Below are 26540 nucleotides of genomic sequence, written 5' to 3'. Positions count from 1 at the left end.
TCAAGGGGGGGAGGAGGGCAGAAAATCGTTAATGTGAGTCATGGTATACCGATTTGAGTGAGGATCTGACAAATCAATGGGGAAAATCGCTTATTTTGACTGTCCCACGGGAATTGCTGGGGATATGTGTCTGGGGGCCTTGGTGGATGCGGGGCTACCTTGGCAGGAGTTGAATCAATTGTTACAGATTCTGGGGTTGGCTCAGGAGTGTCAACTGTGGTCTGAAGAGGTTTTGCGCCAAGGCCAACGGGCGACGAAGGTTGAGGTTAAGGTGATGACGACGGATCATCACCATCACCGACATTTACCCGAGATTGAACGGATGATTCAAGGGGCGATGTTACCTCCGAAGGTGAAGGAGTGGAGTTTAAAGGTGTTTCGCCAGTTGGCGATCGCAGAAGGGGCGGTTCATGGTGTGGCTCCCGAAAAGGTGCATTTCCATGAAGTCGGTGCAACGGATGCTTTAGTGGATGTTGTGGGAACTTGTTTGGGGCTGCATTATTTGGAGGTTGAAACCCTCTATTGTTCGGCATTACCGACGGGGGGGGGAACGGTAAAAGCGGCTCATGGACGGATGCCTGTCCCGGTTCCGGCGGTGTTAGAGTTATGGCAAATGCGCCAAGTTCCGGTTTATAGCAATGGTATTGAACGGGAATTGGTGACTCCCACTGGGGCGGCCCTTGTCACTACGTTAGCGGAAAAATTCGGTCCGATTCCGGCGATGCAGTTGGGGCGAGTGGGATTGGGAGCGGGTAATCATGATCTGTCGATGCCGAATATTTTGCGCTTGTGGATTGGGGAACGTCAGGAAAACACGGAGTCGGAAACTGTTGCGGTGCTTGAAACCCAGGTGGATGATCTCACCCCACAGGCGATCGCCTACACTAGCGAGGAACTGTTCAAAACTGGGGCGCTGGATGTCTTTACGCAGGCCATCGGCATGAAAAAATCCCGCCCTGGTCATCTGATTACGGTGATTTGTCACCCGGAAAGGGTAGAGGATTGTCAAGAAATTTTATTTCGAGAAACCACTACTTTAGGCATTCGTTCCCGTCTACAAACTCGTCACATCCTAGCGCGGGAATTGCGCACGGTTGAGCTTCCCTATGGTCGGGTGCGGGTTAAAATCGCCCGACAAGGGGAAGAGGTGTTAAATATGCAGCCTGAATATGAAGATTGTGCCAAAATTGCCAGAGAACAGCAAAAACCTTTAACCACTATCCAACAGATGGTTTTACAGGAGTTCAAGGTGAATGAACTATAAATTATTGCTGAGTTGGGGTCTGGTTTTAGGTGTTCCCGTGCTAGCTATTTTGATCTTCTTTTTTTGGGCGAGTGGGGGATATTACCCAAAAGAAAAGTACGCGGAAATTGTGCAGGATGACTCTATCACACCTCCCTCTAAGGGGGAGTCGGTTTTTAGTGTACTGACCTACAATATCGGCTATCTTTCGGGTTTAACGAATAATGAGGCTATCCGTCCTCCGCGAGAACTGTTTGAGGAGAATTTAAAACAAGTTTTGGCGAACCTGAAACCTCGGCAAATTGATATTATGGGGCTACAGGAAATTGATCTCCCCTCCCACCGTTCCTATGAAGTCCATCAGGTGGAAGCGTTGGGGAAGGGCTTGGGAATGGCATATCGTGCGATCGCCATTAATTGGGATAAAAACTATCTCCCCTTCCCCTACTGGCCCCCCAGCGTCCATTTTCGCCGTATTCTATCGAGTCAGGCTATCTTAAGTCAATTCCCGATTCGTCGTCATGAACGCCTCGTTTTAGGCAAAGTAGAAAACCGTCCGTTTTTGTACAAGGCTTTTTATCTTGATCGACTGGCACAAATCGCCGAAATTGAGATCAATGGACAACTTGTAATTGTGATTAATGTTCATCTGGAAGCCTTTGATATTCCCACTCGTCGCCGTCAAACTGAAGAAATTTTGGACATACTGGCGCAATACGAACCCCAACATCCGGTGTTATTAATGGGAGATTTTAATAGTGATCCTCATTTAACTCCAGATTCTCCTGATTCGACGGTTCAACTATTATTAAATCATCCTAAAATTCGTTCTGTTGTGCCACAAAAAGCGATGAATACGCCGGAGATGAAGACGTTTCCCTCTAATGAACCAAGGTTTAAACTGGATTATATTTTTTATACTCCCAATTCCTTAGAGTTGGTCGAATCGGAGGTTTTAAGGGAGATGGGACAAGCTTCTGATCATCTTCCTGTTTTGGCGACATTCCGACTGGTTGACTGAGTGGAGAATCAAGAACATTTAGAAAAGGCGATCGCAACCTATCTTGAAATGGACTCCCGCTCAACGCGATAGGATAAACGGCACATTAAATTAATACCTGATTGTTTTTTTGCCGTGATTATCCCAAGTCCTCCCTACTCCTTCTCCATTAAGACTCAAGGCAACCCAGAAAAGCCTTCTCTGTTGTTCTTACACGGTTTTATGGGCAGTGGGGAGGATTTTCAGGAGGCGATCGCACAACTCACCTCAGATTACTATTGTCTGACCTTGGATCTCCCCGGACATGGGCAAACCCAAACCCCCCCCCATGTAGAAAATTATCGCTTTCCCTCCGTAGCCCAAGGCATCATCACCCTATTAACTCAACTCCAGCGTCTCCCCTGTTGCCTTGCGGGGTATTCTCTCGGAGGACGACTGGCGCTCTACCTTGCCCTAACGTTTCCCCACCATTTCCCCAAGGTCATCCTAGAATCGTCCTCTGCGGGCTTGAAAACCCCCCGAGAACGGGCAGAACGACGGCAACAGGATGCCCAACTCATTGAACGCCTCACTGACCTTAATTTCGCCCAATTCCTCGACAGGTGGTATCAAAATCCCCTCTTTGCCTCCCTGCGCCATCATCCCCAATTCCCGGTTATGTTCCAACGGCGCTTACAGAATCAGCCCCAACAGTTAGCCCAAGTTTTACAGGGGATGGGGACAGGGGTACAGCCCCCCCTGTGGGATTTGCTCCCCCACTATAACCGCCCCTTATTACTGTTAGTCGGGGAAAAAGATACTAAATTTCAGGGGATTAATCAGGAAATGGCGCGTCTTTGTCCAGGAGCCCAGTTGAAACAAGTGGAGAACTGTGGGCATAATATCCATCTGGAAAATGTGAATTCGTATGTGGAATTAATCCGCCTTTTTTTGAATGCCCCTTGATTTTCGCAACATTAACACCCTTTGGGCTTCTGTTCTCGCTGAAACCTGCTATCGTTTGGGTCTGACGACGGCGATCGCCTGTCCCGGATCTCGTTCGGCTCCTCTGACGGTGGCCTTTGCCCAACACCCTCATCTAGAGACGCTTTCCATCTTAGACGAACGTTCTGCGGCCTTTTTTGCCTTGGGGGTAGCGAAACAAACGGGGCAACCTGTGGTCTTAATCTGTACCTCCGGCACCGCTGGGGCGAATTTTTACCCGGCCGTCATTGAAGCGGCCTTAAGTCATGTTCCCCTGATTATTCTCACGGCCGATCGTCCCCCGGAATTGCGCCATTGTCACGCAGGACAAACGATTAACCAGATTCGTCTCTATGGGGACTATCCCAACTGGCAAACGGAGTTAGCCCTCCCCCAGTGGGATTTGTTGGACTATCTGCGGCAAACCCTAGTTCAAGCTTGGCGGCGATCGCATTTTCCCCAGCAAGGCGTGGTTCATCTCAATCTGCCTTTCCGTGAACCCCTTGCCCCCGTAACCGATCCCGATTTACTCCCTTTGGGGGAACAATGGGATGAGGCGGCCTTTTTTGGGGAAATTCGCCCCCCAGTGTCCCCCCCTTTAGCCCCTGTGAGCTATCCTAGCCCCTGGGAGAAGGGAACGAAAGGCCTGATTATTGGGGGACTCGCCCAACCGAGAGAACCGAAACTCTATTGTCAGGCGATCGCACAACTCGCCCAAACCCTACAATTTCCGGTCCTGGCCGAAGGACTCTCCCCCCTACGCAACTATGCCCCCCTCAATCCCCATCTCATCACCACCTACGACACCCTCCTCCGTCACCCCCACTGGGGGGATCAATTGGTGCCAGATTTAGTGATCCAAATCGGCGAACTCCCCACCAGTAAAGTCTTGCGGCAATGGCTCACCCAACACCAGCCCCCCCGCTGGATTGTGGATCCCCATCCGGAAAACTTCGATCCCCTCCACCACCCCGCCCACCCCCTCCCCTGCACCGTTGAACAGTTACAACACCCAGATTTCCCCCGCCCCCCTTCCCCCTACCTCCACCAGTGGCAAACCCTCAACCAACAGGTCAACCGCCAGTTAAACGCCACCCTAGACCCCTTAGAAACCCTCTTTGAGGGCAAGTTAACCTGGTTACTCTCCCAAACACTGCCCCCCCATACCCCCATTTTTATTTCTAACAGTACACCTGTTCGAGATGTTGAATATTTTTGGCAACCCAATGATCAGGGGTATCAGCCCTTTTTCAATCGGGGGGCGAATGGGATTGATGGCATTGTCTCCACCGCTTTAGGGATTGCCCACGGGAACCGCCCAACGGTTCTAGTGACAGGGGATTTAGCCTTGCTGCACGATACCAACGGCCTGTTACAGCAGGGGAAATTGAGGGGGCATTTAACGATTATTGCGATCGCCAACAACGGGGGCGGCATCTTTGAATTTCTCCCCATCGCCCAATATGATCCCCCCTTTACCGACTATTTCGCCACCCCCCAAAACGTCAATCTCCAACAACTCGCCAGCGCTTACGGCATCCCCTGCCACCCACTCACCCATTGGCAGCAACTCCCCCCCCTACTCAATCCCCTCCCCCCCTCCGGAGTGCGTCTCCTCCTCCTCCCCACCCAGCGTCAATCCGATGCCCACTACCGCAAAATGTTATTTTCTCAGGTACTTTCTACCTCAGTAAACTGTGAATAGGCAAACGGTGACGACCCCTTCCCAATTTAACCAAAAGAAATTGAATGAATAAGTTTGTACAGCTTGAACTTTTCAAATTAGATCCTGATTCCCATGCAGCCACTCAGTCCAAAGTAATTGACCCAAGATCCGGAACATTTACCGACAATATGAAATTACCTATTCATCGGTGGTTTCGCTATTCTGCTGGCTTTTCCGCCGCTTGGGTTGAACAAATGATCACGGAATTTAAGCCCCAAATGATTCTAGATCCCTTTGCGGGCTCCGGCACAGTATCCATTGCTGCCGATCAGTTGGGAGTCAAATCTTTTGGAGTAGAAGCTCATCCCTTTGTCTATAAACTCGCCAAGGCTAAACTTGCTTGGACTGTTAATCCTAGCCATTTTTTGCAAGCAGCAACTGAGCTTAAAAAATTAGCCTTAACACTTAAACTGAAACCCTCGAATGATCTACCTGATTTGTTAAAAAAATGTTACCAAGACGATAACTTGGCCGATCTCCTAAATATTAAGCAAGCCTATTTTGATCTTGCGCCCTCCTACACTGAAAACCTACAGATTCTTCTGTTTCTTGCTATTTCTGCTATCTTAAGACCATCGAGCCATGTAGGAACAGCACAATGGCAGTATATTCTTCCCAATAAACGTAAAGCCAAAACTTGTAATCCCTTCGATGCACTAGACAAACAGATTGCTCTCATGGCAGAAGACATGAATTATCTACAATCGATTGCTAAATCGAGTCAAGCCGTATTTTTACAAGAAGATGCAAGAACCTTAAAAAATATCCCCCACCACTCCATTGATTTAGTGATAACATCGCCTCCCTATGCCAATAACTATGATTATGCAGATGCAACCCGATTAGAAATGACCTTTTGGGGAGAAGTAAAGTCTTGGGGCGATTTGCACCATGTTGTACGTCAATTTCTCATTCGATCAAGTTCCCAACACGCAGCCAAAGATCGACTGCTATTAGAATCCTTAGTTCAAGAATCAATTCTTGAGCCAATTCGAGGAGAATTAATCCCCATTTGTCAAGAGTTAGCCATAATTCGAGAAACGAAAGCCGGAAAAAAAGCCTATCACACAATGATTGCTGCTTATTTTAACGATTTAGGGCTAGTTTTTCACGCCTTACGTCAAGTGACAAAATCTGACAGTAACCTGTGTTTTGTCGTTGGAGATTCAGCCCCCTATGGTCTATATGTTCCCGTACAAAAGTGGCTAGGAAAATTGGCACTTGCAGCAGGTTTTAAATCTTGGTCATTTGAACCCATTCGTCAGCGTAATACTAAATGGAAAAACAGAAAACATAATGTTCCTTTGCAAGAGGGAAGACTTTGGATTAACGGTTAATTTAGGGTAATCAATTATGGCACAATCTCCATCGCATAAATTTGGACAAGATTTAGGAAAATTGATTGAGTCTATTGTCCTTGAAGATATTTTAAAACCTCGCTTACAAGAATTTACACAGGCGAACAAGTATTATCTCGATGCTCAAGGTTATCGTCCCGCAAGGCAGGGAAAAAAAGTGACATGGCAGGATAAATATGGTAACACACATGATTTAGATTTTGTTATTGAGGCCGATGGGACAGATGACCAAATAGGTCAGCCTGTTGCCTTCATTGAGTCTGCATGGCGTAGATATACCAAACATTCCAAAAACAAGGTTCAAGAAATCCAAGCCGCCTTATTACCGATTATCGAACTGCATCAGTTATCAGCACCTTTTTATGGTGCGGTTTTAGCTGGAGATTTCACGAAACCTGCGTTAGAACAGTTAAAAAATAACGGATTTGCAGTAATTTTTATTCCCTATCAAGATGTAGTGATGGCATTCAGAAAAATTGATTTTGATATCGCATTTAATGAACAAACCTCGGATAAGATTTATAGTCAGGCTTGCCGAAAATTAGCGGATCTCAATGAAACAAATCAAGACTTACTACGACAGGCATTAATTGAAGTCTCTAAGGCAGAGATAGAGCAATTTATGGAAAAGTTGAAAAACTGTCTTGAGCGTTATATTACCCAAATTTTTGTGATTCCTCTCTTTGGGACAAGCTATAATTTCGAGTCTTTAGAGGATGTGCTAACTGCACTCAATCAACTGGATTTAAACACCCCGCAGGGGAAGTTCACAAAGTTTGAAGTAAGGATTACTTACAGTAATCAGGATACAATTTGTGCCACTTTTGAGGATAAGCACAGACTAGAAACTTTCTTAAGGAGGCTCGAATCCTAAGCCAGTCACTGAACCTCCCCTGCTATACTAATCATCTGTGAGGTGGCTTCTTTTCGCCAAAAAGTTAACTCATCTTCTCATCTCAAGGGTAGGATCAATAGCTGAAAATACCTTATTAAAATGGCTTTCATCCTCCAGACATTGACAGACTAAGCGGGCTACATCTGCCCGGTGAATTAGACCAGAAACGCGGTAATCTTCGCTTAAAATAGCTTGATGGGTGGCTGGTTCGGATTTTAACCCCCCGGGGCGAATAATTGTATAGGTTAAACCAGAATTCATTAAATGTTGTTCTGCTTTAGCTTTGGCAATTAATGCCCCTTTTAAGGTTTCTAAAACTTGGGGGGGTAGGGCGACTGAACTTTCAGATGTACCAATGGAAGACACTAAAATAAAATGCTGCACTCCCGCTTGAACGGCTGCATTAATTAGATTAATATTGCCCTCATCATCTACTCGTCTACCGTCAGGAGATACACCCCCCAAGGTACTAATCACAACAGAAATGGAGGGATTTTGTTGAAAGGTTTGGGCAAGGTCAGAGGGATTAAAAGCGTCACCCTGAGCCACTTTTACCCCTATTTTATCCAGTTCTGAACTGGCTGAGGGGGAACGCAACAAAGCCACGACAGGTTTCTCCTGTTGCTGCAACTGTTGCACAATTTCCCGCCCCACTCCTCGACTGGCTCCAGCTATTAAAATTGCATTCTCACTCATGATTAACTCCTTATTTTACCCTGTTAAGTTAGCTTTAATTACTATTTTTTGATAAACAATATTCCTACCTCCGAACCCACCAAATCACTCCCGCTCCAATAAACCCCCCTAGAGGAACAATAACAATGGCTAACCAAGTAATAAAAATTTGTTGGGAGGGTTCTAATAAAAGGCGGCGATTGGCTAACTCTCGGGGACGAATGGATAAAATTTGGTCGTCTTCATTGGCTAACCATTTAATGGAGTTAATAAACACATCCCCATTGAGTTGTTCATTAAACCAGCCGTTGGTGGCAAAGGTGGAGTTCCCAAAGACAACTAAACGGGCTTCTGATGTGCGTTCTTCTTCTTCAGAATTGAGGTTGTTTTGCGCCACAGGACGAGTTAAAGCTACGCCAATATTGAGGGGACCTTCTAAATCGGTTTCTGGGTTGAATTCAAGGGTTTCTGATTGAATATCTTGTTCTGCCCAACTTTCTACGCTGGTTTGGATGATGGGGGTAGCTTCTACGTCTTCTTGTTCGTTAATCAGGATGGGGGCAGAAAAGGGATACAGTGAAATGCCTTGACCAAAGTCTAGGGTAATGGGGTGGGGTTCGTAGGTGGTGACGATGGGGGTAGCAGGGCCTAGATTGACGACATTTCCGGCTCCTGAAGCGTCGATAATTACGCGATTATCAAGTTCTAGTCCCCAATCACTGAGTAAGTCGCCTAATCCGGCTTCACGGTTCGGGTCGAGGAGTATCATTAGACTGCCGGGACGTTCGAGATAGGCTTTGAGTGCTGTGACTTCTGCTTGAAAGAGTCGCCGTTCTGGGGAGGCAATGACGACTAGGGTGGCATCGTTGGGAATATTGCCTTGGGTGGCGAGGTTGAGGGGTTCGACGATGTAGCCTTGTTGGGTGAGGGTGTCTACGGCTTGGGTTAGGCCGAATTCGGCGAATTCTAGGGGGCGTTCACCGTGTCCTTGTAGAAAATACACTTTTGGGGGGCGATCGCGCAATATTTTTTCAATGGCGTTCGTCAGTTGCACTTCTGAGAGTATCCCCTCCCGCCCCAAGGATTGAACCAGTTGCTGTTTCTCTTGATACTCTAAATAAACATCCCCGGCACTGCTAACACCAAAGCGCTCGGCGGCTCCGATTTCAATTCTGGGGTCTACTAAACTATAGGAAAAATAGGTTTCGTTTAAACGCCGATAACGGTTGAGGAGTTCTTGATTGGTGGGGTGAGTTTGGGGACTAAAGACCCAGACTTTCATGGGTTGGGTGAGGTTTTGAACCAGTTGCTGGGTTTGGGGGGAAAGGGTGAACAGTTGGGTTTCTGTGAGGTCAACCCGCAGGGGATAACGCCCGACTAAAAAGTTAATTAATCCCAGAATAATTAGCACGGAAAGGGTGGCAACGAGGGCGTTGGTTTGACTCTGGGTGGAGCGCATTTGCAGCAGGCTTTGTAGGAGTCCGCCTAGGGTAGCAACCCGAATGATAATAATAGCAATCCCCACTACGAGGAAGACGATGGGGAAGAAGGACCATGCTCCACCAATGAAGCCCGCAACTAATCCAGCAACGGCGAAGAATGGACCGAGCCAAAACAAATATTTAAGGTATTTTTTGGGAAAAATCGCTAGGTCAAGGATGTTTTTCATCACAGGTTTTTGGGCTACTCAGTGACTGAAAGGATTCAGAGATAAGGGAGGATTTTTAGCTTGAATCGGTCTAGGAACGATTAAACCGTAAGGTTTCGATAGACTGGGCAGTTAAGAAGATGCCTAAAATAATATAGCTTAGGAAGACGAATAAGCTACTGGTTTCAAAAATACCCTGAACAAATTTATCATAGTTTTGGACGGGGGAAAAATAACGCAAAATTGAGCCGAAGGGTTCGCTGATTTGATTGGCGATTAGGTCTAGTACACTGAGGAAAATGACTAGGGCGAAGGTGAGAATGGCGGCAATAATGGAGTTGTTGGTCAGGGAAGAAAGGAACATTCCCAAGGATAGAATAGAAGCGGCTAGGAGGATTAAACCTAAATGGGCTAGTAGGGGAACGGCGGGGGGAACGGGGGGAGAAGCGGTACTAAAAATAGTAATTTGATAAATAAAGAGAGGGATTAGCAAAACCGTATAAAAGGTTAAAACTCCGCATAATTTGCCTACAGCAACAACCCAATTAGTGAGGGGAGAAGTGGCGAGAAGTTCAAGGGTTCGACTTTTTCGTTCTTCGGCATAAAGTCCCATTGAGAGGATGGGTAATATAAAGGAAGTAATTGAGCCAATGACGCTAAGAAATTGCACTAAAAAAATATAAGCTACGTCGGTTGATCCGGTGATTAAGCCTCTGGCATCACCGGCTTGGACTTCTTGGACAAGACCTGTCGGACTGAGGAGTAAGACCCAAAAAACAAAGCCGCAGAGTAACCAAAATACTCCAGCCACGATATAGGCTAAAGGAGAGGCGAAATAACCTTGTAATTCTTTGCGAAAAATGGCAAAAATATTAGCAATAATAATCACTTTTTTGGCAATTTGTTAACGGTAACTGGGCAATAATTTACAGTTGTAAACTAACTGTGATCTCTCTCTGAGAAGATGAGCAACAGCTAAACGGAAAAGGAACAAAACAACCTTGTTTTTGTGCCGCTATTACTCATGGTTTATGGGCTGTGTCTACTCTTCCTCTGTCTCGTCGGACAGCGGTTCAGAGGTGATGGATTCTGTGTCCTCGCTAGGAGAAAAACTGTCCTCTTGGGTGGTTAGTTCTAAGAATACATCCTCAAGGGTCGGACGACTACGGCGCATTTCACACAATCCTAATCCGGTTTCGACGATGACTTTGGCGAGGTGGCGGCCGGGTTCGGCGTTGGGGGTACAGGTGATCTTAATTAAGCTGCGTTCGCGTAGGGTGTTGGCGCGAGAATCAAGTTGCTGTATTTTTCCCTCTAAGGTGGTTTGGGAGGTCATGGGGTAGGTGACGTTGACGGATTGGACTCCAGGAACAACTTGTAGGAGGGGTTGGACGAGGGTAGCATCTCCTTGTACTTCAATTTCGTAGCCTTCTCCTTCTCCGAGTTGGGCGAGAAGTCGGTCAGGGGTGTTAGTAGCAACGACTTTGCCGCGATTGATGATGGTGACGCGATCGCAGGTCATGCTGACTTCGGGCAAGATATGGCTAGAGAGGATAATCGTATGATCCCCGGCTAAACTTTTGATCAGGTGGCGCACTTCGTTAATTTGGCGGGGGTCGAGGCCGACGGTGGGTTCATCTAAGATAATCACGGGGGGATTGTGAACGAGGGCTTGAGCAATGCCGACTCGTTGGCGAAATCCTTTGGAGAGTTTGCGAATCAGAACCTTGCGTTTTTCCTCTAAATTACAGCGTTTAATCGCCCAATCGAGGCGGGAGGTGCGATCGCCTGGGGACACCCCTTTAATGCGCGCTACAAAGTCTAAAAACCCCTCAACGGTCATCCCCTCATAAAGGGGTGGGGTTTCGGGTAAATAGCCAATCCGTCGCCGCACCTCCATGGATTCCTCATGGACATCAAACCCGGCAATTCTCGCGGTGCCGGTGGTGGCGGGTAAATAACCGGAGAGAATGCGCATCGTGGTCGTTTTCCCTGCACCATTGGGTCCGAGAAACCCGAGAATTTCCCCCGCTTGAACGGAAAAAACTATATCTTCAATGGCTAAGGTTGAGCCATAGTGTTTACTCAGATGTTCAACTTCGATCATCGTTTCTGGATTCTGATTTGCCCCGTTGGATTTCCACTGTAGCAAACAAGAGGACGGGGGCGCGGATTTAGTTCCGCTCAACGATGATTTTCACGGCACTGGCTTTTAATTCCGGTTGCCCAGAAATGGGACAAGCGGCCGGGTGGGTGAGTTGGTTGACTTCGGCATCCTGGGCCCAGAGACTCCCCCAGTGCATGGGGACAAAAACGGTTCCTGGTGCGATCGCCTTTGTTACCTTGACCTGCAAACGACAAGCCCCCCGTCTCGATTCCACCCGCACCCATTCCCCCTCACTCACCCCCAATTTTTGGGCATCTCGCGGATGCAGTTCTAAAAAGGGCTCTGGGTGCATCTGTTGAATTTTCGGAATGCGTCCGGTGCGGGTTTGGGTGTGCCAGTGGCCGTAAAGCCTCCCGGTAGTCAAAACAAAAGGATAGTCTAAATCAGGGGGTTCGGCGAGTCCCCTCGGGTGGACTGGGGCGAAGTTTGCCCGCCCATTGGGGGTCGGGAAATGATGATCTAAGTACAAACGTTTTGCGGTTGAGGTGGGAGTAGTGCCTTGGGGAAAGGGCCACTGTTGGGGGCCGAATTGGGCGAGGATTTCATGGCTTAATCCACTTAGATCACAGACTCGCCCGGCCGTCAGTTGGGCAAATTCGGCGTAGACTTCGGCCGCTGAGGTAAAGGGAAATTGCGCCTCGTAGCCCAAACGTCGCCCCACTTCGGCGAAAATAACCCAATCCTCCCGCGCTTCTCCGGCCGGGGTATGGAAGGCCGGACAGTAGGTGACACGGCGTTCTGAGTTGGTCATTACCCCGGTTTTCTCGCTCCATTGGGTGGCGGGTAACAAAAGATGGGCATAGTCGGTCGTTTCGGTGGGGGAATAGGCCTCTTGGTAGATGGTAAAGGGGGATTTAGCCAAGGCTTGGCGCGTCCGTTCTAAGTCCGGTAAACTGACCAGAGGATTGGTCGCGGCAATCCAGAGGAGTTGAACGTGGCCTTCTTCTAGTCCGGTGATCATGTCCCAGACCGTGCGGCCGATGTGGGGGGAAATTTGGCCGGGAGGAAGGCCCCAAAACTGTTCTACTTCGGCCCGGTCTTGAGCATTGGTGACGCTACGATATCCGGGGAGGAGGTGGGCCAGTCCTCCCGCTTCCCGTCCTCCCATTGCATTGGGTTGTCCGGTGAGGGAAAAGGGGCCAGCCCCCGGTTTACCGATTTGTCCGGTGAGGAGGTGGAGATTAATTAAACTCTGGACTTTGGCGGTGCCTTCTGAGGACTGATTTAAGCCCATTGACCAGAGGGAGAGTACCCGTTGAGATTCTGCCCAATAGCGCGCCGCTTGTTCAATTTCCGCCACCGATACCCCACAACGGGGAGCGACACTTTCCGGGGGATATTGTTGAATCAGGGCGACGTATTCAGCAAAGTTGTTGGTCGCGGTTTTAATGAAGTCTCGGTCTAATTGACCCCATTGAATGAGGAGGTAGGCGATCGCATGAAACAAGTCTACATCGCTCCCCGGTGTAATCCCCAGATGGAGATCGGCACTTTCAGCCGTGGGGGTTTTGCGCGGGTCCACCACAACTAATTTCACGTCGGGATGGCGTTTCCGGTACTTCTGGAAGCGATTAAACACAATGGGATGGCATTCCGCCGCATTACTGCCTACAAAAAAGGCACAATCGGTTAACTCCAAATCCTCATAACAAGCGGGGGGGCCATCGGAACCTAAACTCAACTTATACCCCGACACGGCCGAAGACATACAAAGGCGGGAATTGGCATCAAAATTATTGGTTCCCAAACAGCCTTTTATCAACTTTTGCGCCGTATAGTAATCTTCCGTCAGAAACTGCCCGGAACCGTACATACAGATACTATCGACCCCGTAATCCCCCCGCACCCGTTCGATTTCCGCCACTATTCGCCCCAATGCCTCCTCCCAACTGATGGGTCGAAAGGGTTGATCTAAGGACTCCCGAAACATCGGATATAACAAGCGTCCCCGATCGATAGATTCAATAATGGTCGCGCCTTTCACGCAAACCATACCCTGACTAGAAGGGTGAGTGCGATCGCCCCGGACTTTCCAATTATCTACAATGGCCTCACTGGTATCCGAGGGATTATGAACCACCTCCAAACCACACCCCACCCCACAATAAGGACAAAGGGTTTTAAGCGACTTCATAATAGGTTCACTCCTCAATCTCATCATGAGCAAAACGACGATAGAGGAAATCTAACGCCTCATTGCGTAACTCGTAATAACGAGGATCTTCCATCAAACGAGAACGCACCCGAGGACGACTAAAAGGAATCTCTAAAATTTCCCCCACTTTGGCCGCCGGGCCATTGGTCATCATCACCAACCGATCGGCTAAAAATAACGCTTCATCAATATCATGAGTAATCATTAAAACCGTCACCCGATGTTCTCGCCAAATACTCAACAATTCTTCCTGTAATTCCTCCCGCGTAATGGGATCTAACGCCCCAAAGGGTTCATCTAAAATCAACATTTCAGGACGAATGGCTAAAGCCCGAGCAATCGAAACTCGTTGTTTCATCCCCCCGGAAATTTCCCCCGGTCTTTTATCCGCCGCTTCCGTCAATCCCACTAACTCCAGATGTTCTTGAGTAATGGCTTTTTTCTCCGCTTTCGACTTGTCTTTATAGACCGCATCAACGGCTAAATACACATTCTCAAAAACCGTTTTCCAAGGCAAGAGCGAATAATTTTGGAACACCACCATCCGATCCGGCCCCGGTTCTGTAATCGGCTGTTGATGGAGTGTAATTGTCCCGGCACTAGGTTGATGGAATCCCGCCACCATATTTAACAGCGTGGACTTCCCACACCCAGAGTGACCAATTAAACAGATAAACTCGCCCTCCTTGACCGTTAAATTGACCCCATCTAGGGCCACAAAATCCCCGCCCGGTGTGGGATAAATTTTAGAAACATCCCGAATCACCAGAAAAGAATCACGGTCAGATGAAATAGCAGAATTAACAGGACTCGATAAAATTTGCATATTTTTTGAAAAAGACGATAAATCAGGTTTAACAGTTGTTTGACGGTTGTCTAAATCTTGGTCATCCATAATTTGCTCTCAGTTTTACAAACCGCCTCTACACATTGACGAGATTATCTAGAAAAATTTCTTCCACCCGAATATCTCGCTTGATTTTCAAACCTTTAAGGTAAGCTAACGGTTCATCAGGATTAAAGACCACTTCATCAAATAGTTTAATCGAAGCGCGATCACGAGGAGTATCCGGTAAATCTAAAGACCTTGCCGCCTCACCAAATAAATCCATCCGATTAATGCGTTCCGTAATTCCGACCCAGTTTTTCGGGAACGGAATGAGTCCCCAGCGTGCCATTTGAGCCATCATCCATAGAGATTCTATCGCACTGGGCGCATTAGTTTTATCCACAAAAAATTGATTGTAACGGAGATGTTGAACCGGTTCATATTCCGTCCCATAATCATAGGAATCAATAAAGCCCGGACGAGTATAAATAGCCGCAGAACCCACATATTGAGGTTGACAAAGTAGCTCTAAAATTTCCTCTCGATTGCGCCGATCATCACAATACTCACAAGCCCTTAATAAAGCCCGTAATAAGGCTTGATGGGTCGCCGGATATTGATTCGCCCAGTCTTCTCGTACCCCTAAAACCTTCTCCACATGACCCGGATAAAGTTCCATATCCGAAGCAATAACAAAGCCCACCTCTTCATGGACAGCATGGGAATTCCAAGGTTCACCTACACAGTACCCCGTAATATTGCCTGCCTTCAAATTAGACAACATTTGCGGGGGAGGAATCATCGTTAAATTAACATCTCGATCAGGATCAATTCCTCCTGATGCCAACCAATAGCGGAGGAGAATATTGTGCATTGAAGCTGGGTGTACCATGCCTAAGTTATGCACGTTATCCGGCGTTTGTGCGACAACTTGCCGGAAATCTTCTAAGGTCTTGACCCCTTGTTCATAGAGCTTTTTACTCAAGGTAATGGCGTTACCATTCCGGGATAAAGTAATGGCTGAAACAATGGGAGTCGGTGTATTGTCTCCCATGCCCAAAGTAATCCCCAGAGGCATCCCTGTGACCATTTGAGCCGCATCTAAACGCCCACTGACCACCCCCTCAGCAATGGTTTTCCAACTAGCCTCTCGGCTTAAATTGACCTGTTCTAGACCTTCTTCGGCAAAGAATCCTTTTTCCTGTGCGACGACGAGAGGGGCGCAATCGGTGAGGGGAATAAAGCCTAACTCCAGATTGATTTTTTCTAACCCATTGCCTGCAATAATAGAGGGGGCAGAAGCTTGACGTTTTTTCGCTCGTTTTTGTTGGTTTAAGAAGTAAACAATCTCATTGCGTAAAGCGTAGTAACTGGGATGATTCACCACCTCTAAACGATGACGTGGCCGGGGAATTTTGACCTCTAGAATTTGACCAATATGGGCTTCCGGACCATTGGTTAACATGACAATCCGATCGGAGAGTAATAACGCCTCATCGGGATCATGAGTTACCATCAAACAGCTAACTTGATTATCTTGACAAATTTTCATTAACTGTTCCTGTAAATTGCCCCGGGTAAGGGCATCTAAAGCCCCAAAGGGTTCATCGAGGAGGAGGAGTTTCGGGCGAATGGCTAAAGCGCGGGCGATCGCAACTCGTTGTTTCATCCCCCCAGACAGTTGGGCGGGGTACTTTTTCGCCGCCCCCCGCAATCCCACCATTTCAATATGATGCTGGACAATTTCTTGTCTTTCTGTAGCCGAGATATCTTTCATCACCGTATCTACAGCTAAAGCCACATTATCCCAAACGGTTTTCCAAGGCAGGAGAGAATAATTTTGAAAAACCACCATCCGATCCGGCCCAGGTTCCGTAATTTCTCGTCCTTCTAAAACCACCCCCCCCTGACTCGGTTGGTCTAAACCGGCTACAATATTGAGTAACGTTGATTTTCCACAACCAGAATGTCCTAAAAGAGAGACAAATTCCCCCGCTTGGATTTCTAAATGAACGTTTTTAATCGCAATATATCGTCCTCCATTGGGGAGGTTAAAAACACGGTCAACGTGATCAACTTCTAGAAAGGATGCCATAATTTTTTTTTGGAGTTAATGAGTAGGTATGAGGTGGGAATTATCCTCCTAAATCCCCCTTTGAAAGGGGGACTTTTTCCTTTCTTTCCCCCCCTTACGAAGGGGGGCTAGGGGGGATGAAAAGTTGCAGTTAAAACAGTTAACCCTTCATCCGAGGTGGGAATTATCCCCCTAAATCCCCCTTTCAAAGGGGGACTTTTTCCTTCTTTCCCCCCCTTAAAAAGGGGGGCTAGGGGGGATGAAAGAGTTGCCGTTAAAACCCTTTACCGTTCGTCAGCTAAAACTGAAAATCTTGCCGCGACCTACCCGAATATCAAAACCATTTAAATAAGCCACCGGATCACTGGGATCAAACCCTCGATTGTCAATAAATACCTCGGGAGGTTCTACCCTCATCCCATCACTAGGTAATTCAATATTCATGGCCTTAGCCGCATCTTCATAAATAGCCGTCGGATAAACCCGTTGGATAATCTCATCCGCATCACTGGGATACTCCTTCATATCCGGTAATTGATTCCAGCGAATCATTTGAGTTAATAACCAAATCCCATGAGACGCATAGGGATAATTCGCATTATCAGGACGCTGCATATAGTCCGTTTCCATGAAGTTGAACAAGTTAAAATCAGGGATGTCTAACACCCGATCTTCCTGATCAAAACCGCCATAATCATAAGTCCCTGTCATGGAAGCTTTAGCATAGTCAACTCGGGCATTCACATAGGGACGACGGGAGATAATTTCCACCACTTCTAGACGATTTTCCGGCACATCACAATATTGACAAGCTTCAATCGTTGCCGCTACTAACGCCCTTGCTGTGTTTGGATTTGCGTCAATCCAGGCCTGCATGGTGGCTAACACTTTTTCCGGGTGTCCTTGCCATACATCCCGGTCCACTGTCCCCGTAAAGCCTACATTATCAAACACAGCCCGTTGATTCCAAGGTTCTCCCACACAGTAACCATCCATCGTCCCAGCGCGCATATTTTCCACCATCTGGGGCGGGGGAATGATAATGATTTTCACATCTCTTTCTGGGTCAATTCCCATGGCACTCAGCCAGTAGCGCGTGTTGTAATTGTGCATTGAGGAGGGGAACACTACGGCAAAGGAAGGGGGTTCATTTTGACCTTGAATGTATTGCCGATAAGCGGTGCCAAATTCATCAAAGTTACTGTAGTCCGGTAGTGGCCGAATTCCTGCCTCCCATGCCCTACGAGAAAGGGTCATGGCGTTACCGTTGACATCCAACATCATTAGGGAACGCATGGGGGCTTTTTCCGGCCCCAATTGGGTCAATAAAGGCATCCCACAAACGGCATGGGAGGCATCTAAACGGCCTTGTAATAAACCATCCCGCACGGTTGCCCAACTGGCCTCTTTACTGATAGTTACGTTGAGGCCATATTTTTCATAAATTCCCTTTTCTTTGCCAATAACCAGGGGGGCGCAGTCGGTGAGGGGAATAATTCCTAGGGTGAGGTTGGGTTTTTCTAGGGTGCCGAAATCAACGGCAGGACTCCCGGCAGTCTCTCCCCCTCTGGTGGGACTGCTAGGGGTTGTATTCGTTGTATTGTTGGCACAAGCAGCAAAGGTGAATCCGGCAGCAGCGAGGCTAGAGTATTTAAGAAATTTGCGACGATCCATGTTTTCCTGAGTTTTGGGTAAGATTGACGGTTAAAAAGAGGCGAGGGAAGTGATCATTAACGATTGATCAATGTTGGGTTCAGCGATGGACTCAGTTTGTCTGATGGGTAATGCTTTTTAGGGAAATTACTAACTTTGTAATTGAGCTTTACCCACCACAAAACGCTCTACAACAGCCACTAATTGATCTAGGAGTAATCCAACTATTCCAATCACAAAGAGGGAAAGAATGACTAAGCTAATTTCTCCAGTATTGTATGTATCCCAAACAAAGAAGCCGATTCCAGTTGCTCCAGTTAGCATTTCTGCGGCTACAATAACTAACCAAGCAATCCCTAAACTCAAGCGCATTCCGGTAAAGATATAGGGTAATGTGGAGGGAATCATGATTTCTGTCACGACTTGTTGTTTAGAAAGTTTGAGAACTTTGGAGACATTCCAGTAATCTTTAGGAATACTTTTTACCCCCAAGGCGGTGTTAATTAAAGTCGGCCAGAGGGAGGTGACAACAATCACGAAGATTGCGGGGGCGTTTTGGGCTATTACACGGGGCGCACCTTCGAGGAGGGCGGTAAATAGCACGATGCCTACAGGGAGCCATGCTAGGGGGGAAATGGGTTTGCCGAGTTGAATGAGAGGATTGATCATTTTAGCGGCTTGGCGAGAGGTGCCAATGAGAAAACCGAGGGGAATTGCGATCGCCATCGCAATCACAAACCCAAAGGCAACCCGCACTAAACTGTAAAGGGTGAGGAAAAAGATCCCTTCATCTCCTTGGGTTTGTGAGAAAAAGTTCCGGAGATAGGGCAAACTATCGTCAAAGGTGCGAGACGGATTGGGCAGTTCACTAATCTTCCCTTCGGTTAACTTGGCGAGAATACTCCAAACAATAATTAACGCAAAAAATCCCAAGGCCGGAAAAATAATGTTTTCTCCATTTCTGCCCAAAAATTCAGTCCAGTTCAAGGCTGGCTTTGTTTTAGTCTTTTCTGTAGCAACACTCATAATTTACTAGGTAAGAACGGTAATCCTAAGCGATTCAACAACGCTTATGTTTGTGGGGTTTGCAGTTCAGGGTTAGGCTAGATATTTAGAACTCGGGAGACGTTATGGATTGATTCCTTTAAGTTCGTTAATCTAGCCAAGAATCGGGGGTGCTTTTGCACTTTTCACCGTGTAATTCTGCTTTAGACTAAGAATATTCTTGAAGGGAATTTGTATTCTCAGTTACAAAATATTAAGCGAATATGAATATATTGCATATTTTCAATGAATTTTCTGCATATTAGAAGGCTAGGGCAACCCACGATACATCATTAGTTCTCATGGGGGAGAATAACCGTCGCCTTTTGCTAAAATCCCCCCGTGACTCGTTTGATCCACGACCAATTCCCCAAGCAGTACCTCGCTGAACTCCTGAATTGGCTGATTTCATGGTGGAGGCGGCAGAATACTGAGGCCATCTGCCGAGCCGCTTTGTCATCGAGTATGACCCAATCTGCCATGAGTTTTTCAGCTAATAAAATCGCTTCTCGCTCCCCCGGATCGAGCGATTCCAAAGCCGGATCTAAACCCACAGCAACGACACGAATTTCCAGCCATTCAGGAGGTTGCTTGATCCAGTCCTGAACAACCACAGGCGACCCAACAGCCTCCAGTTCGTCCCGAACTGTTTGAGGGATTATCACCGTTTCATATAACCGTGGTAGCAAATCAATTTTATCAATACATAACAGATAGCAGATGGGAGAAGTGTCTGCCACAATACAAGTCATGATTTCAACTCTCCAAGGGTTTCGAGATCGCGCTCCAGTTCCTCCGGGTCATAGTGTGAACTACCCCACCCTGCCGAGGCGCGAGGATGGGGCTTCCTGATTCAATGGGAAAAGCATCTAGCAAAACCGAAATCTTGCCAGGTTGTCTTACGTTCCCTCCCCAGGCCGTATCGCTAGTTCCCAACGACAATATCCGCAAGGCTTCATTTTTAATGTGTCGTTTTTATGGTTCTTCGCTGCATTCCAGAAAGTGGGAGAATGAGCGAAAATTTCCTGTAGACTCCAGCCCAAAACTCATGACTGATTTCAAACTGGATGCCTTTTGGCAATTCTCCCGCCCTCATACCATTATCGGCACAACCTTGAGTGTGTTGGCCATTTATGCGATCGCCCTGGCCCATCACCAAACGGTTCCGACACCGGAAAGCCTTGGGGGGCTACTGTTGACGCTCTTGGCCTGTCTCTGTGGTAATGTTTACATTGTCGGCCTCAATCAACTGGAAGACATCGAGATTGACCGCATTAATAAACCCCATCTTCCCCTCGCTTCTGGGGAATTCTCCCGACAAGACGGGGTTGCTATTGTGCAGCTAACAGGCGTTCTGGCACTGCTAGGGGCGGCGTGGGGGGGTGTTTGGCTCTTGGCGACGGTGGGGATTAGTTTAGCCATCGGAACGGCTTATTCTTTACCTCCGGTGCGTCTGAAACGATTTCCCTTTTGGGCCGCTTTTTGTATTTTCACAGTGCGGGGGGTGGTGGTGAATTTGGGGTTATTCCTCCACTTTAACGGTCAATTGGGCGGTGTGCTGGGGATTCCCCTGACGGTGTGGGTGTTGACGGGGTTTATTGTCCTGTTTACGGTGGCGATCGCGCTGTTTAAAGATGTTCCCGACTTAGAAGGGGATAAACAATACAATATTCAGACCTTTACCCTCATTTTAGGCAAAGCGGCAATTTTAAAACTGTCCCTGTTGGTGATCACCCTCTGCTATTTAGGCATGATACTGATTGCAGTTGCTAGAATTGCTCCAGTGAATGCAGAGTTTTTGCTCAGTAGCCATGTTATCCTGCTGATTTTGCTCTGGTGGCGGAGTCAGAAGATCCAACTGAGTCAGAAACGGGCGATCGCGCAGTTTTATCAGTTCATCTGGAAACTCTTTTTCTTGGAATATCTTCTATTTCCCCTAGCCTGTCTACTCGCCTAGGTGTTTTACGCCCAACCGCTAAACCCCTTATAATCCAAGTCTGGCAGCAACAACCCTCTCAATTACAGAATACGAACGACTGTTATGAAAACCGCTAAACACCTAATCGTTTTTACAGCTACCCTCGCCCTCGTCATCTTTTCTGGTTGTTCCACCCCCGAACAAACCCAAGCCACAGATCCCACCCCTCAAACTCCTCCCACCGAACAACAATATAGGGAGTCACCCACCCCGACTTTCTCCTCCCCCTCCCGTGCCGCCATTGCCTCCCCCTCCCCTTCTATCGTCGCCCAAGCCCCCGATACAGAGGTAGAGGAGGAGTTAAACTGTGAGAATCCAACCAGTCAATGGGAAATGAATGTCTGTGCAGATCAAGGGGCAAAAGAAGCCGATGTCCGCTTAAATGAAGTCTATCGCCAACTGCGGGCAAAAGTCGCCGGAACGCCCCAAGAAAACCGTCTCATTGAAGCGGAAAAAGCTTGGATTGATTTCCGCGATAAAGATTGTGAATTTTCCCGCCGTCGCTACGATGGGGGAACCATCATGCCCATGATTTACGCCATGTGTGTTAATGATTTAACCCAACGTCGCACAGAACAGTTAGAAGCCTATCTACAAGAATGGTAAACCCCAGATTTCCTCATAATGTTTAGGAGAGGGGGAGCAGGGGAGCAGGGGAATAGCCAAAACTCTTGACTATTCCCGATTCCCGACTCCCTGTTCCCTATTCCCCGACTCCCGGCCTAAAATTCCCGCACACCGGGCTGGCCGTCTTTAATTTCACCCACTAAAACCGTATTTACACAGTTGACAAATACGCCATTTTCTAGTACGCCGGGGATGTTATTAATTTTTTGTTCTAACTCCACCGGATTGGGGATATCGTCAAACTTCACATCAATCACTAGATTTCCTTGGTCTGTCACCACAGGCCCTGCTTTTTTAATCCCCATGCGCAATTCAGGCTGACCCCCCAAAGCTTCTAAAGCGCGCATAACAGGGCTAATGGCCATTGGGATCACTTCCACCGGGACTTTAAACGTAGACCCCAACTTGTCTACTAATTTCCCCTCATCCACCACCACAATAAAGGTTTTGGCCAAATAATCCACCACTTTTTCCCTGGTGTGGGCAGCGCCTCCCCCTTTAATCAGGTTCTTCTGGGGGTCTACTTCGTCGGCCCCGTCAATGGCTACGTCAATATGATCAATGGCATCCAGAGTCGTTAGGGGTATCCCATACTGTTTGGCTAAGACTTCCGCTTGGAAGGACGTGGGGACTCCCACAATGTTGGAGATTTCGCCTTTTTTTAGGCGATCGCCAATAGACTCAATGGCACAGGCCGTCGTGGACCCCGTACCTAGTCCCACAATCATCCCAGACTCCACACGCTGGGCGGCCGCTTTGCCCACTTCTTGTTTCATCACCTTAACCGCATCACTCATGACACATTGCTCCTGTAGTTACCCCCTAAATCCTTGCATAGATTGATCCCCCTAGCAATCCAGTTCTTGTGACACGCTGGGAGCCAAAATTTGTTACAATTATTTAAGAAATTTTGAGATAATTGATCTCATCCCTTAGTCATCTTATTGAATCCGCACACAGTCTATATGTCTCTTCCCATTCGTAACGTTGCGATTATTGCCCACGTTGACCACGGCAAAACAACACTCGTTGATGCACTGCTTAAACAATCGGGGATTTTCCGAGAAGGGGAAGATATCCCGGACTGTGTGATGGACTCCAACGCCCTAGAACGGGAACGGGGCATTACCATCCTCTCCAAAAATACCGCCGTTCGCTACAAAGAAACCCTGATCAATATTGTAGACACCCCCGGACACGCCGATTTCGGCGGCGAAGTGGAACGGGTGTTAGGCATGGTAGACGGTTGTATTTTAATCGTGGATGCCAATGAAGGCCCCATGCCTCAGACCCGCTTTGTCCTGAAAAAAGCCCTAGAAAAAGGCCTGCGTCCCATTGTGGTGGTGAATAAAATCGACCGTCCCAACGCTGACCCCGACATAGCCATTGATAAAGTCTTTGACCTCTTTGTTGAGTTGGGGGCTGATGATGACCAATGCGACTTTACCACCCTGTACGCCTCCGGTTTACAAGGTTTCACCAAGGCCGCCATCGATGACGAAGGGGTAGATATGCAGCCCCTGTTTGAAGCCATTCTGCACCATGTTCCGCCCCCGGCCGGAGATCCCAAGAAACCCTTACAGTTACAGGTGACGACCCTAGATTATTCCGATTATCTGGGTCGGATTGTCATTGGTCGGATTCATAATGGGGTCATTCAAGCGGGTCAACAGGCGGTTCTCTATAAAGATGATGGCTCAATTGTCAAGGGGAAAGTTAGTAAATTATTGGGCTTTGAGGGCTTAAGTCGGATTGAGATTGCCGAAGCGTCCGCCGGAAATATTGTCGCCGTAGCGGGTTTTGCCGATGCCAATATTGGGGAAACCATTAGTTGTCCTGAAAACCCCCAAGCTTTGCCCTTAATCCGGGTAGATGAACCGACATTACAAATGACCTTCTCGGTGAATGACTCTCCCTTTGCCGGACAGGAAGGCCAATATGTGACCTCTCGCCAACTGCGCGATCGCCTGTACCGGGAGTTAGAAACCAACGTCGCCCTACGAGTCGAAGAAACCGACTCCGCCGAAAAATTCATGGTTTCCGGTCGGGGAGAACTCCATCTGGGGATTTTAATTGAAACCATGCGTCGGGAAGGCTACGAGTTCCAAGTGTCTCAGCCTCAAGTAATTTATCGGGAAGTCAACGGCCAACCCTGTGAACCCTTCGAGTATTTGGTGTTAGACGTTCAAGAAGACGCGGTAGGGTCTTGTATTGAGCGTTTAGGCCAACGCAAGGGCGAAATGCAGGATATGCAGGTCGGGGCGAATGGACGGACTCAATTAGAGTTTGTCATCCCAGCGCGGGGTTTAATTGGTTTCCGAGGGGAGTTTATCCGTCTGACTCGTGGGGAAGGCATTATGAACCACAGTTTCTTAGAGTATCGTCCGTTAATTGGGGAACTCGAAACCCGTTACAATGGCGTGATGATTGCCTTTGAGGAAGGGGTGGCCACATTCTACGCCCTCAAACAAGCGGAAGACCGGGGATCTTTCTTTATCTCACCCGGAACAAAAGTCTACAAAGGAATGATTGTCGGCGAACACAATCGGCCGCAAGATTTGGATTTAAATGTCTGTAAAACCAAGCAGTTAACGAACCATCGTTCCGCGACGGGGGATGAGTTAGTACAGTTACAGACCCCCATAGAAATGAGTTTAGAACGGGCGCTGGAGTATATTGGCCCCGATGAGTTGGTAGAAGTTACGCCAGAATCCATTCGTTTACGGAAGATGAAGGCGAAGAAGTTAGCGAAACGCTAAGGGGACTTCGATCCATCGGCGAAATAATCCAAGCTCGTCCTGACGTTCTCTCCCGGCAAATCAAAGATTCTGCCGGGGGATTCAGAAGATTGGATACCGTGCCAGATTCCTCACAAATATTTCTTAAAGGCTAAGGTCACATTATGCCCACCAAAACCAAAAGAATTGGATAAGGCTACATTGACCGGAACCGCCCGAGACTGATCGGGGACATAATCGAGATCACATTCAGGATCTGGGTTTTCTAGGTGAATGGTGGGTGGAACTCGATCTTGTGCGATCGCCATCACCGTGGCCACCGCCTCAATTCCCCCGGAACCGCCCAACAGATGCCCCGTCATGGACTTGGTAGAACTGACTACAATCTGCTTCGCTCGTTCTCCCAACGCTTTCTTAATGGCATGGGTTTCCGTCACATCATTGGCTGGGGTGCTAGTCCCGTGGGCGTTCACATAATCCACATCCTCGGGTTTCAGATCCCCATCCGCTAGAGCCAATTCCATCGCCCGGGTCGCACCCTGTCCCCCTGGCACCGGAGAGGTAATATGGTAAGCATCGCAGGTCATGCCATAGCCCACCATTTCCCCGTAAATCTTGGCCCCTCGGGCGAGGGCGTGTTCTAACTCCTCTAGAATCAAAATTCCCGCTCCTTCCCCCATCACAAAGCCATCCCGATCCCTATCAAAGGGACGACAGGCTGATTCGGGATCATTGCGAGTCGATAGGGCCTTAGCCGAGGCAAAACCCGCCACAGACAAAGGTGTAACGGCCGCCTCTGTTCCCCCGCAAATCATCACCTTAGCATAGCCATTTTGCACCAATCGGAACGCATCCCCAATGGCATTAGATCCCGCCGCACAGGCCGTTACCGTACAAGAATTCGGTCCCTTGGCTCCGGTGTGAATCGCTGTCAATCCCGCCGCCATATTCGCAATCATCATGGGGATCATAAAGGGACTACAGCGAGAAGGGCCTTTTGACAGATAGATTTCCTGTTGGTCTTCCATGACCTTCAGGCCACCTACGCCAGTCCCGATTAGCACTCCCACTCGCTCTGCATTCAACTCATCAATCACTAATTTGGCATCGGCCAGCGCTTGTTTACTGGCCGATACCGCAAATTGCGAGAAGCGATCCATGCGCTTGGCTTCTTTGCGTTCTAGGTACTGATGGGGGTCAAATCCCTTGACCTCACCTGCGATACGACAGGCGTGTTTGGAGGCATCAAAGAAAGTAATTTCACCAATCCCGTTCCGCCCCATCATTAATCCCTCCCAGTATTCTGCGAGAGTGTTTCCGATGGGCGTGATTGCGCCGAGACCTGTGATAACAACTCTGTTTCGTTGCAAATTTGTCATGACTCTTGATGGATAGGGGCTTTTGAACCCAGAATGCAGATGGGTGAGACGGTGCAGATCAGGTTAGGGGTGTCCTAACCTCAGGGTGTCTGAAAAAACACGGAATAGCCTTGACTTAGGCGGAGGCGGCCACCTTATCACTTATATGGTCTACGGCTTTACCCACCGTATCAATTTGTTCGGCTACTTCATCGGGAATTTCAATGTCAAACTCTTCTTCTAAAGCCATAACCAGTTCTACCGTATCCAGAGAATCCGCATTAAGATCATTGGCAAAACTGGCTTCAGGCGTGATTTTTCCCTCGTCGTCAATCTCCAACTGCTCCATGACGATTTTTTTGACTTTCTCAAACACGTCTTGATTCATTTAATGTGTCCTCAACCCTTT

At 48.0% G+C, this 26540-nt stretch carries 22 protein-coding genes and 1 pseudogene; 9 read left to right on the top strand and 14 right to left on the bottom strand.

The window, feature by feature from the left end; genetic code table 11:
* The first annotated feature begins 76 nt into the window (after positions 1-76).
* The 6 genes from larC to SPI9445_RS30565 all read left to right on the top strand — a co-directional run bounded on the left by larC (position 77) and on the right by SPI9445_RS30565 (position 7164).
* On the top strand, positions 77-1264 hold the full coding sequence (gene larC, locus SPI9445_RS0112530; RefSeq protein ID WP_017305097.1) for a nickel pincer cofactor biosynthesis protein LarC: 1188 nt from the start codon (positions 77-79) through the stop codon (positions 1262-1264).
* Positions 1254-2264 (top strand): endonuclease/exonuclease/phosphatase family protein, encoded by a 1011-nt coding sequence (locus SPI9445_RS0112525; protein WP_017305096.1) that lies wholly within the window; start codon positions 1254-1256, stop codon positions 2262-2264. Before larC ends, SPI9445_RS0112525 begins: the two co-directional genes overlap by 11 nt.
* A gap of 114 nt (positions 2265-2378) precedes the next feature.
* Positions 2379-3188: a 2-succinyl-6-hydroxy-2,4-cyclohexadiene-1-carboxylate synthase gene (gene menH / locus SPI9445_RS0112520; RefSeq protein ID WP_083883529.1), complete on the top strand. Its 810-nt coding sequence runs from the start codon at positions 2379-2381 to the stop codon at positions 3186-3188.
* Positions 3178-4911, top strand: a complete 1734-nt coding sequence (gene menD, locus SPI9445_RS0112515) for a 2-succinyl-5-enolpyruvyl-6-hydroxy-3-cyclohexene-1-carboxylic-acid synthase (RefSeq protein ID WP_017305094.1) — start codon at positions 3178-3180, stop codon at positions 4909-4911. Before menH ends, menD begins: the two co-directional genes overlap by 11 nt.
* 44 nt (positions 4912-4955) lie before the next feature.
* Entirely contained in the window at positions 4956-6269 is a 1314-nt protein-coding gene (locus SPI9445_RS30570) for a DNA methyltransferase (protein WP_017305093.1), read from the top strand.
* 16 nt (positions 6270-6285) lie between these two features.
* Positions 6286-7164, top strand: a complete 879-nt coding sequence (locus SPI9445_RS30565) for a hypothetical protein (RefSeq protein WP_017305092.1) — start codon at positions 6286-6288, stop codon at positions 7162-7164.
* A 69-nt stretch (positions 7165-7233) separates the two neighbouring features.
* On the opposite strand, the gene SPI9445_RS0112500 is transcribed toward SPI9445_RS30565, so the two are convergent.
* From SPI9445_RS0112500 to SPI9445_RS32110, 11 genes and pseudogenes are all read right to left on the bottom strand, one after another.
* Entirely contained in the window at positions 7234-7881 is a 648-nt protein-coding gene (locus tag SPI9445_RS0112500; protein ID WP_017305091.1) for an SDR family oxidoreductase, read from the bottom strand.
* Positions 7882-7945: 64 nt separating this feature from the next.
* Entirely contained in the window at positions 7946-9529 is a 1584-nt protein-coding gene (locus tag SPI9445_RS0112495) for a GldG family protein (protein WP_017305090.1), read from the bottom strand.
* Positions 9530-9599: 70 nt separating this feature from the next.
* Positions 9600-10397, bottom strand: coding sequence for an ABC transporter permease (locus SPI9445_RS0112490; protein WP_017305089.1), 798 nt, complete (start codon positions 10395-10397; stop codon positions 9600-9602).
* A gap of 153 nt (positions 10398-10550) precedes the next feature.
* Complete coding sequence (locus tag SPI9445_RS0112485; protein WP_017305088.1) at positions 10551-11615, bottom strand: ABC transporter ATP-binding protein; 1065 nt, start codon at positions 11613-11615, stop codon at positions 10551-10553.
* Between the two features lie 67 nt (positions 11616-11682).
* Complete coding sequence (locus tag SPI9445_RS0112480; RefSeq protein WP_017305087.1) at positions 11683-13809, bottom strand: molybdopterin oxidoreductase family protein; 2127 nt, start codon at positions 13807-13809, stop codon at positions 11683-11685.
* A 7-nt stretch (positions 13810-13816) separates the two neighbouring features.
* Positions 13817-14656, bottom strand: a complete 840-nt coding sequence (locus SPI9445_RS0112475) for a nitrate ABC transporter ATP-binding protein (RefSeq protein ID WP_026079748.1) — start codon at positions 14654-14656, stop codon at positions 13817-13819.
* 97 nt (positions 14657-14753) lie between these two features.
* Positions 14754-16754: an ABC transporter ATP-binding/substrate-binding protein gene (locus tag SPI9445_RS0112470; protein ID WP_017305085.1), complete on the bottom strand. Its 2001-nt coding sequence runs from the start codon at positions 16752-16754 to the stop codon at positions 14754-14756.
* A gap of 273 nt (positions 16755-17027) precedes the next feature.
* Positions 17028-18407, bottom strand: a complete 1380-nt coding sequence (locus tag SPI9445_RS0112465; protein WP_017305084.1) for a CmpA/NrtA family ABC transporter substrate-binding protein — start codon at positions 18405-18407, stop codon at positions 17028-17030.
* Between the two features lie 129 nt (positions 18408-18536).
* Positions 18537-19412 carry a nitrate ABC transporter permease gene (gene ntrB, locus SPI9445_RS0112460; protein WP_017305083.1) on the bottom strand — a complete coding sequence of 292 codons (876 nt, stop codon included), beginning with the start codon at positions 19410-19412 and terminating at the stop codon, positions 18537-18539.
* A 347-nt stretch (positions 19413-19759) separates the two neighbouring features.
* Entirely contained in the window at positions 19760-20182 is a 423-nt protein-coding gene (locus SPI9445_RS25360; protein ID WP_017305082.1) for a PIN domain-containing protein, read from the bottom strand.
* Positions 20183-20186: 4 nt separating this feature from the next.
* A pseudogene (locus tag SPI9445_RS32110) lies at positions 20187-20402 on the bottom strand (hypothetical protein); the annotation flags it as partial.
* 76 nt (positions 20403-20478) lie between these two features.
* Between SPI9445_RS32110 and SPI9445_RS0112450 the strand changes: the two are divergent.
* Positions 20479-21387, top strand: coding sequence for a homogentisate phytyltransferase (locus SPI9445_RS0112450; protein ID WP_017305081.1), 909 nt, complete (start codon positions 20479-20481; stop codon positions 21385-21387).
* An 84-nt stretch (positions 21388-21471) separates the two neighbouring features.
* Complete coding sequence (locus tag SPI9445_RS25355) at positions 21472-22014, top strand: lysozyme inhibitor LprI family protein (RefSeq protein ID WP_017305080.1); 543 nt, start codon at positions 21472-21474, stop codon at positions 22012-22014.
* 116 nt (positions 22015-22130) lie between these two features.
* Here the strand turns inward: SPI9445_RS25355 and rpiA are convergent, their stop codons facing one another.
* Positions 22131-22832, bottom strand: coding sequence for a ribose-5-phosphate isomerase RpiA (rpiA, locus tag SPI9445_RS0112440; RefSeq protein WP_017305079.1), 702 nt, complete (start codon positions 22830-22832; stop codon positions 22131-22133).
* Positions 22833-23000: 168 nt separating this feature from the next.
* Between rpiA and typA the strand changes: the two genes are divergently transcribed.
* Complete coding sequence (gene typA / locus SPI9445_RS0112435; protein ID WP_017305078.1) at positions 23001-24794, top strand: translational GTPase TypA; 1794 nt, start codon at positions 23001-23003, stop codon at positions 24792-24794.
* A gap of 110 nt (positions 24795-24904) precedes the next feature.
* Here the strand turns inward: typA and fabF are convergent, their stop codons facing one another.
* Positions 24905-26152 (bottom strand): beta-ketoacyl-ACP synthase II, encoded by a 1248-nt coding sequence (fabF, locus tag SPI9445_RS0112430; RefSeq protein WP_017305077.1) that lies wholly within the window; start codon positions 26150-26152, stop codon positions 24905-24907.
* A 115-nt stretch (positions 26153-26267) separates the two neighbouring features.
* Complete coding sequence (gene acpP / locus SPI9445_RS0112425) at positions 26268-26519, bottom strand: acyl carrier protein (protein WP_017305076.1); 252 nt, start codon at positions 26517-26519, stop codon at positions 26268-26270.
* Positions 26520-26540 lie beyond the last annotated feature (21 nt).

It is taken from the genome of Spirulina subsalsa PCC 9445 (assembly GCF_000314005.1).
GTDB classification, from domain to species: domain Bacteria; phylum Cyanobacteriota; class Cyanobacteriia; order Cyanobacteriales; family Spirulinaceae; genus Spirulina_A; species Spirulina_A subsalsa.
This window is presented reverse-complemented; position numbering and strand designations above follow the sequence as displayed.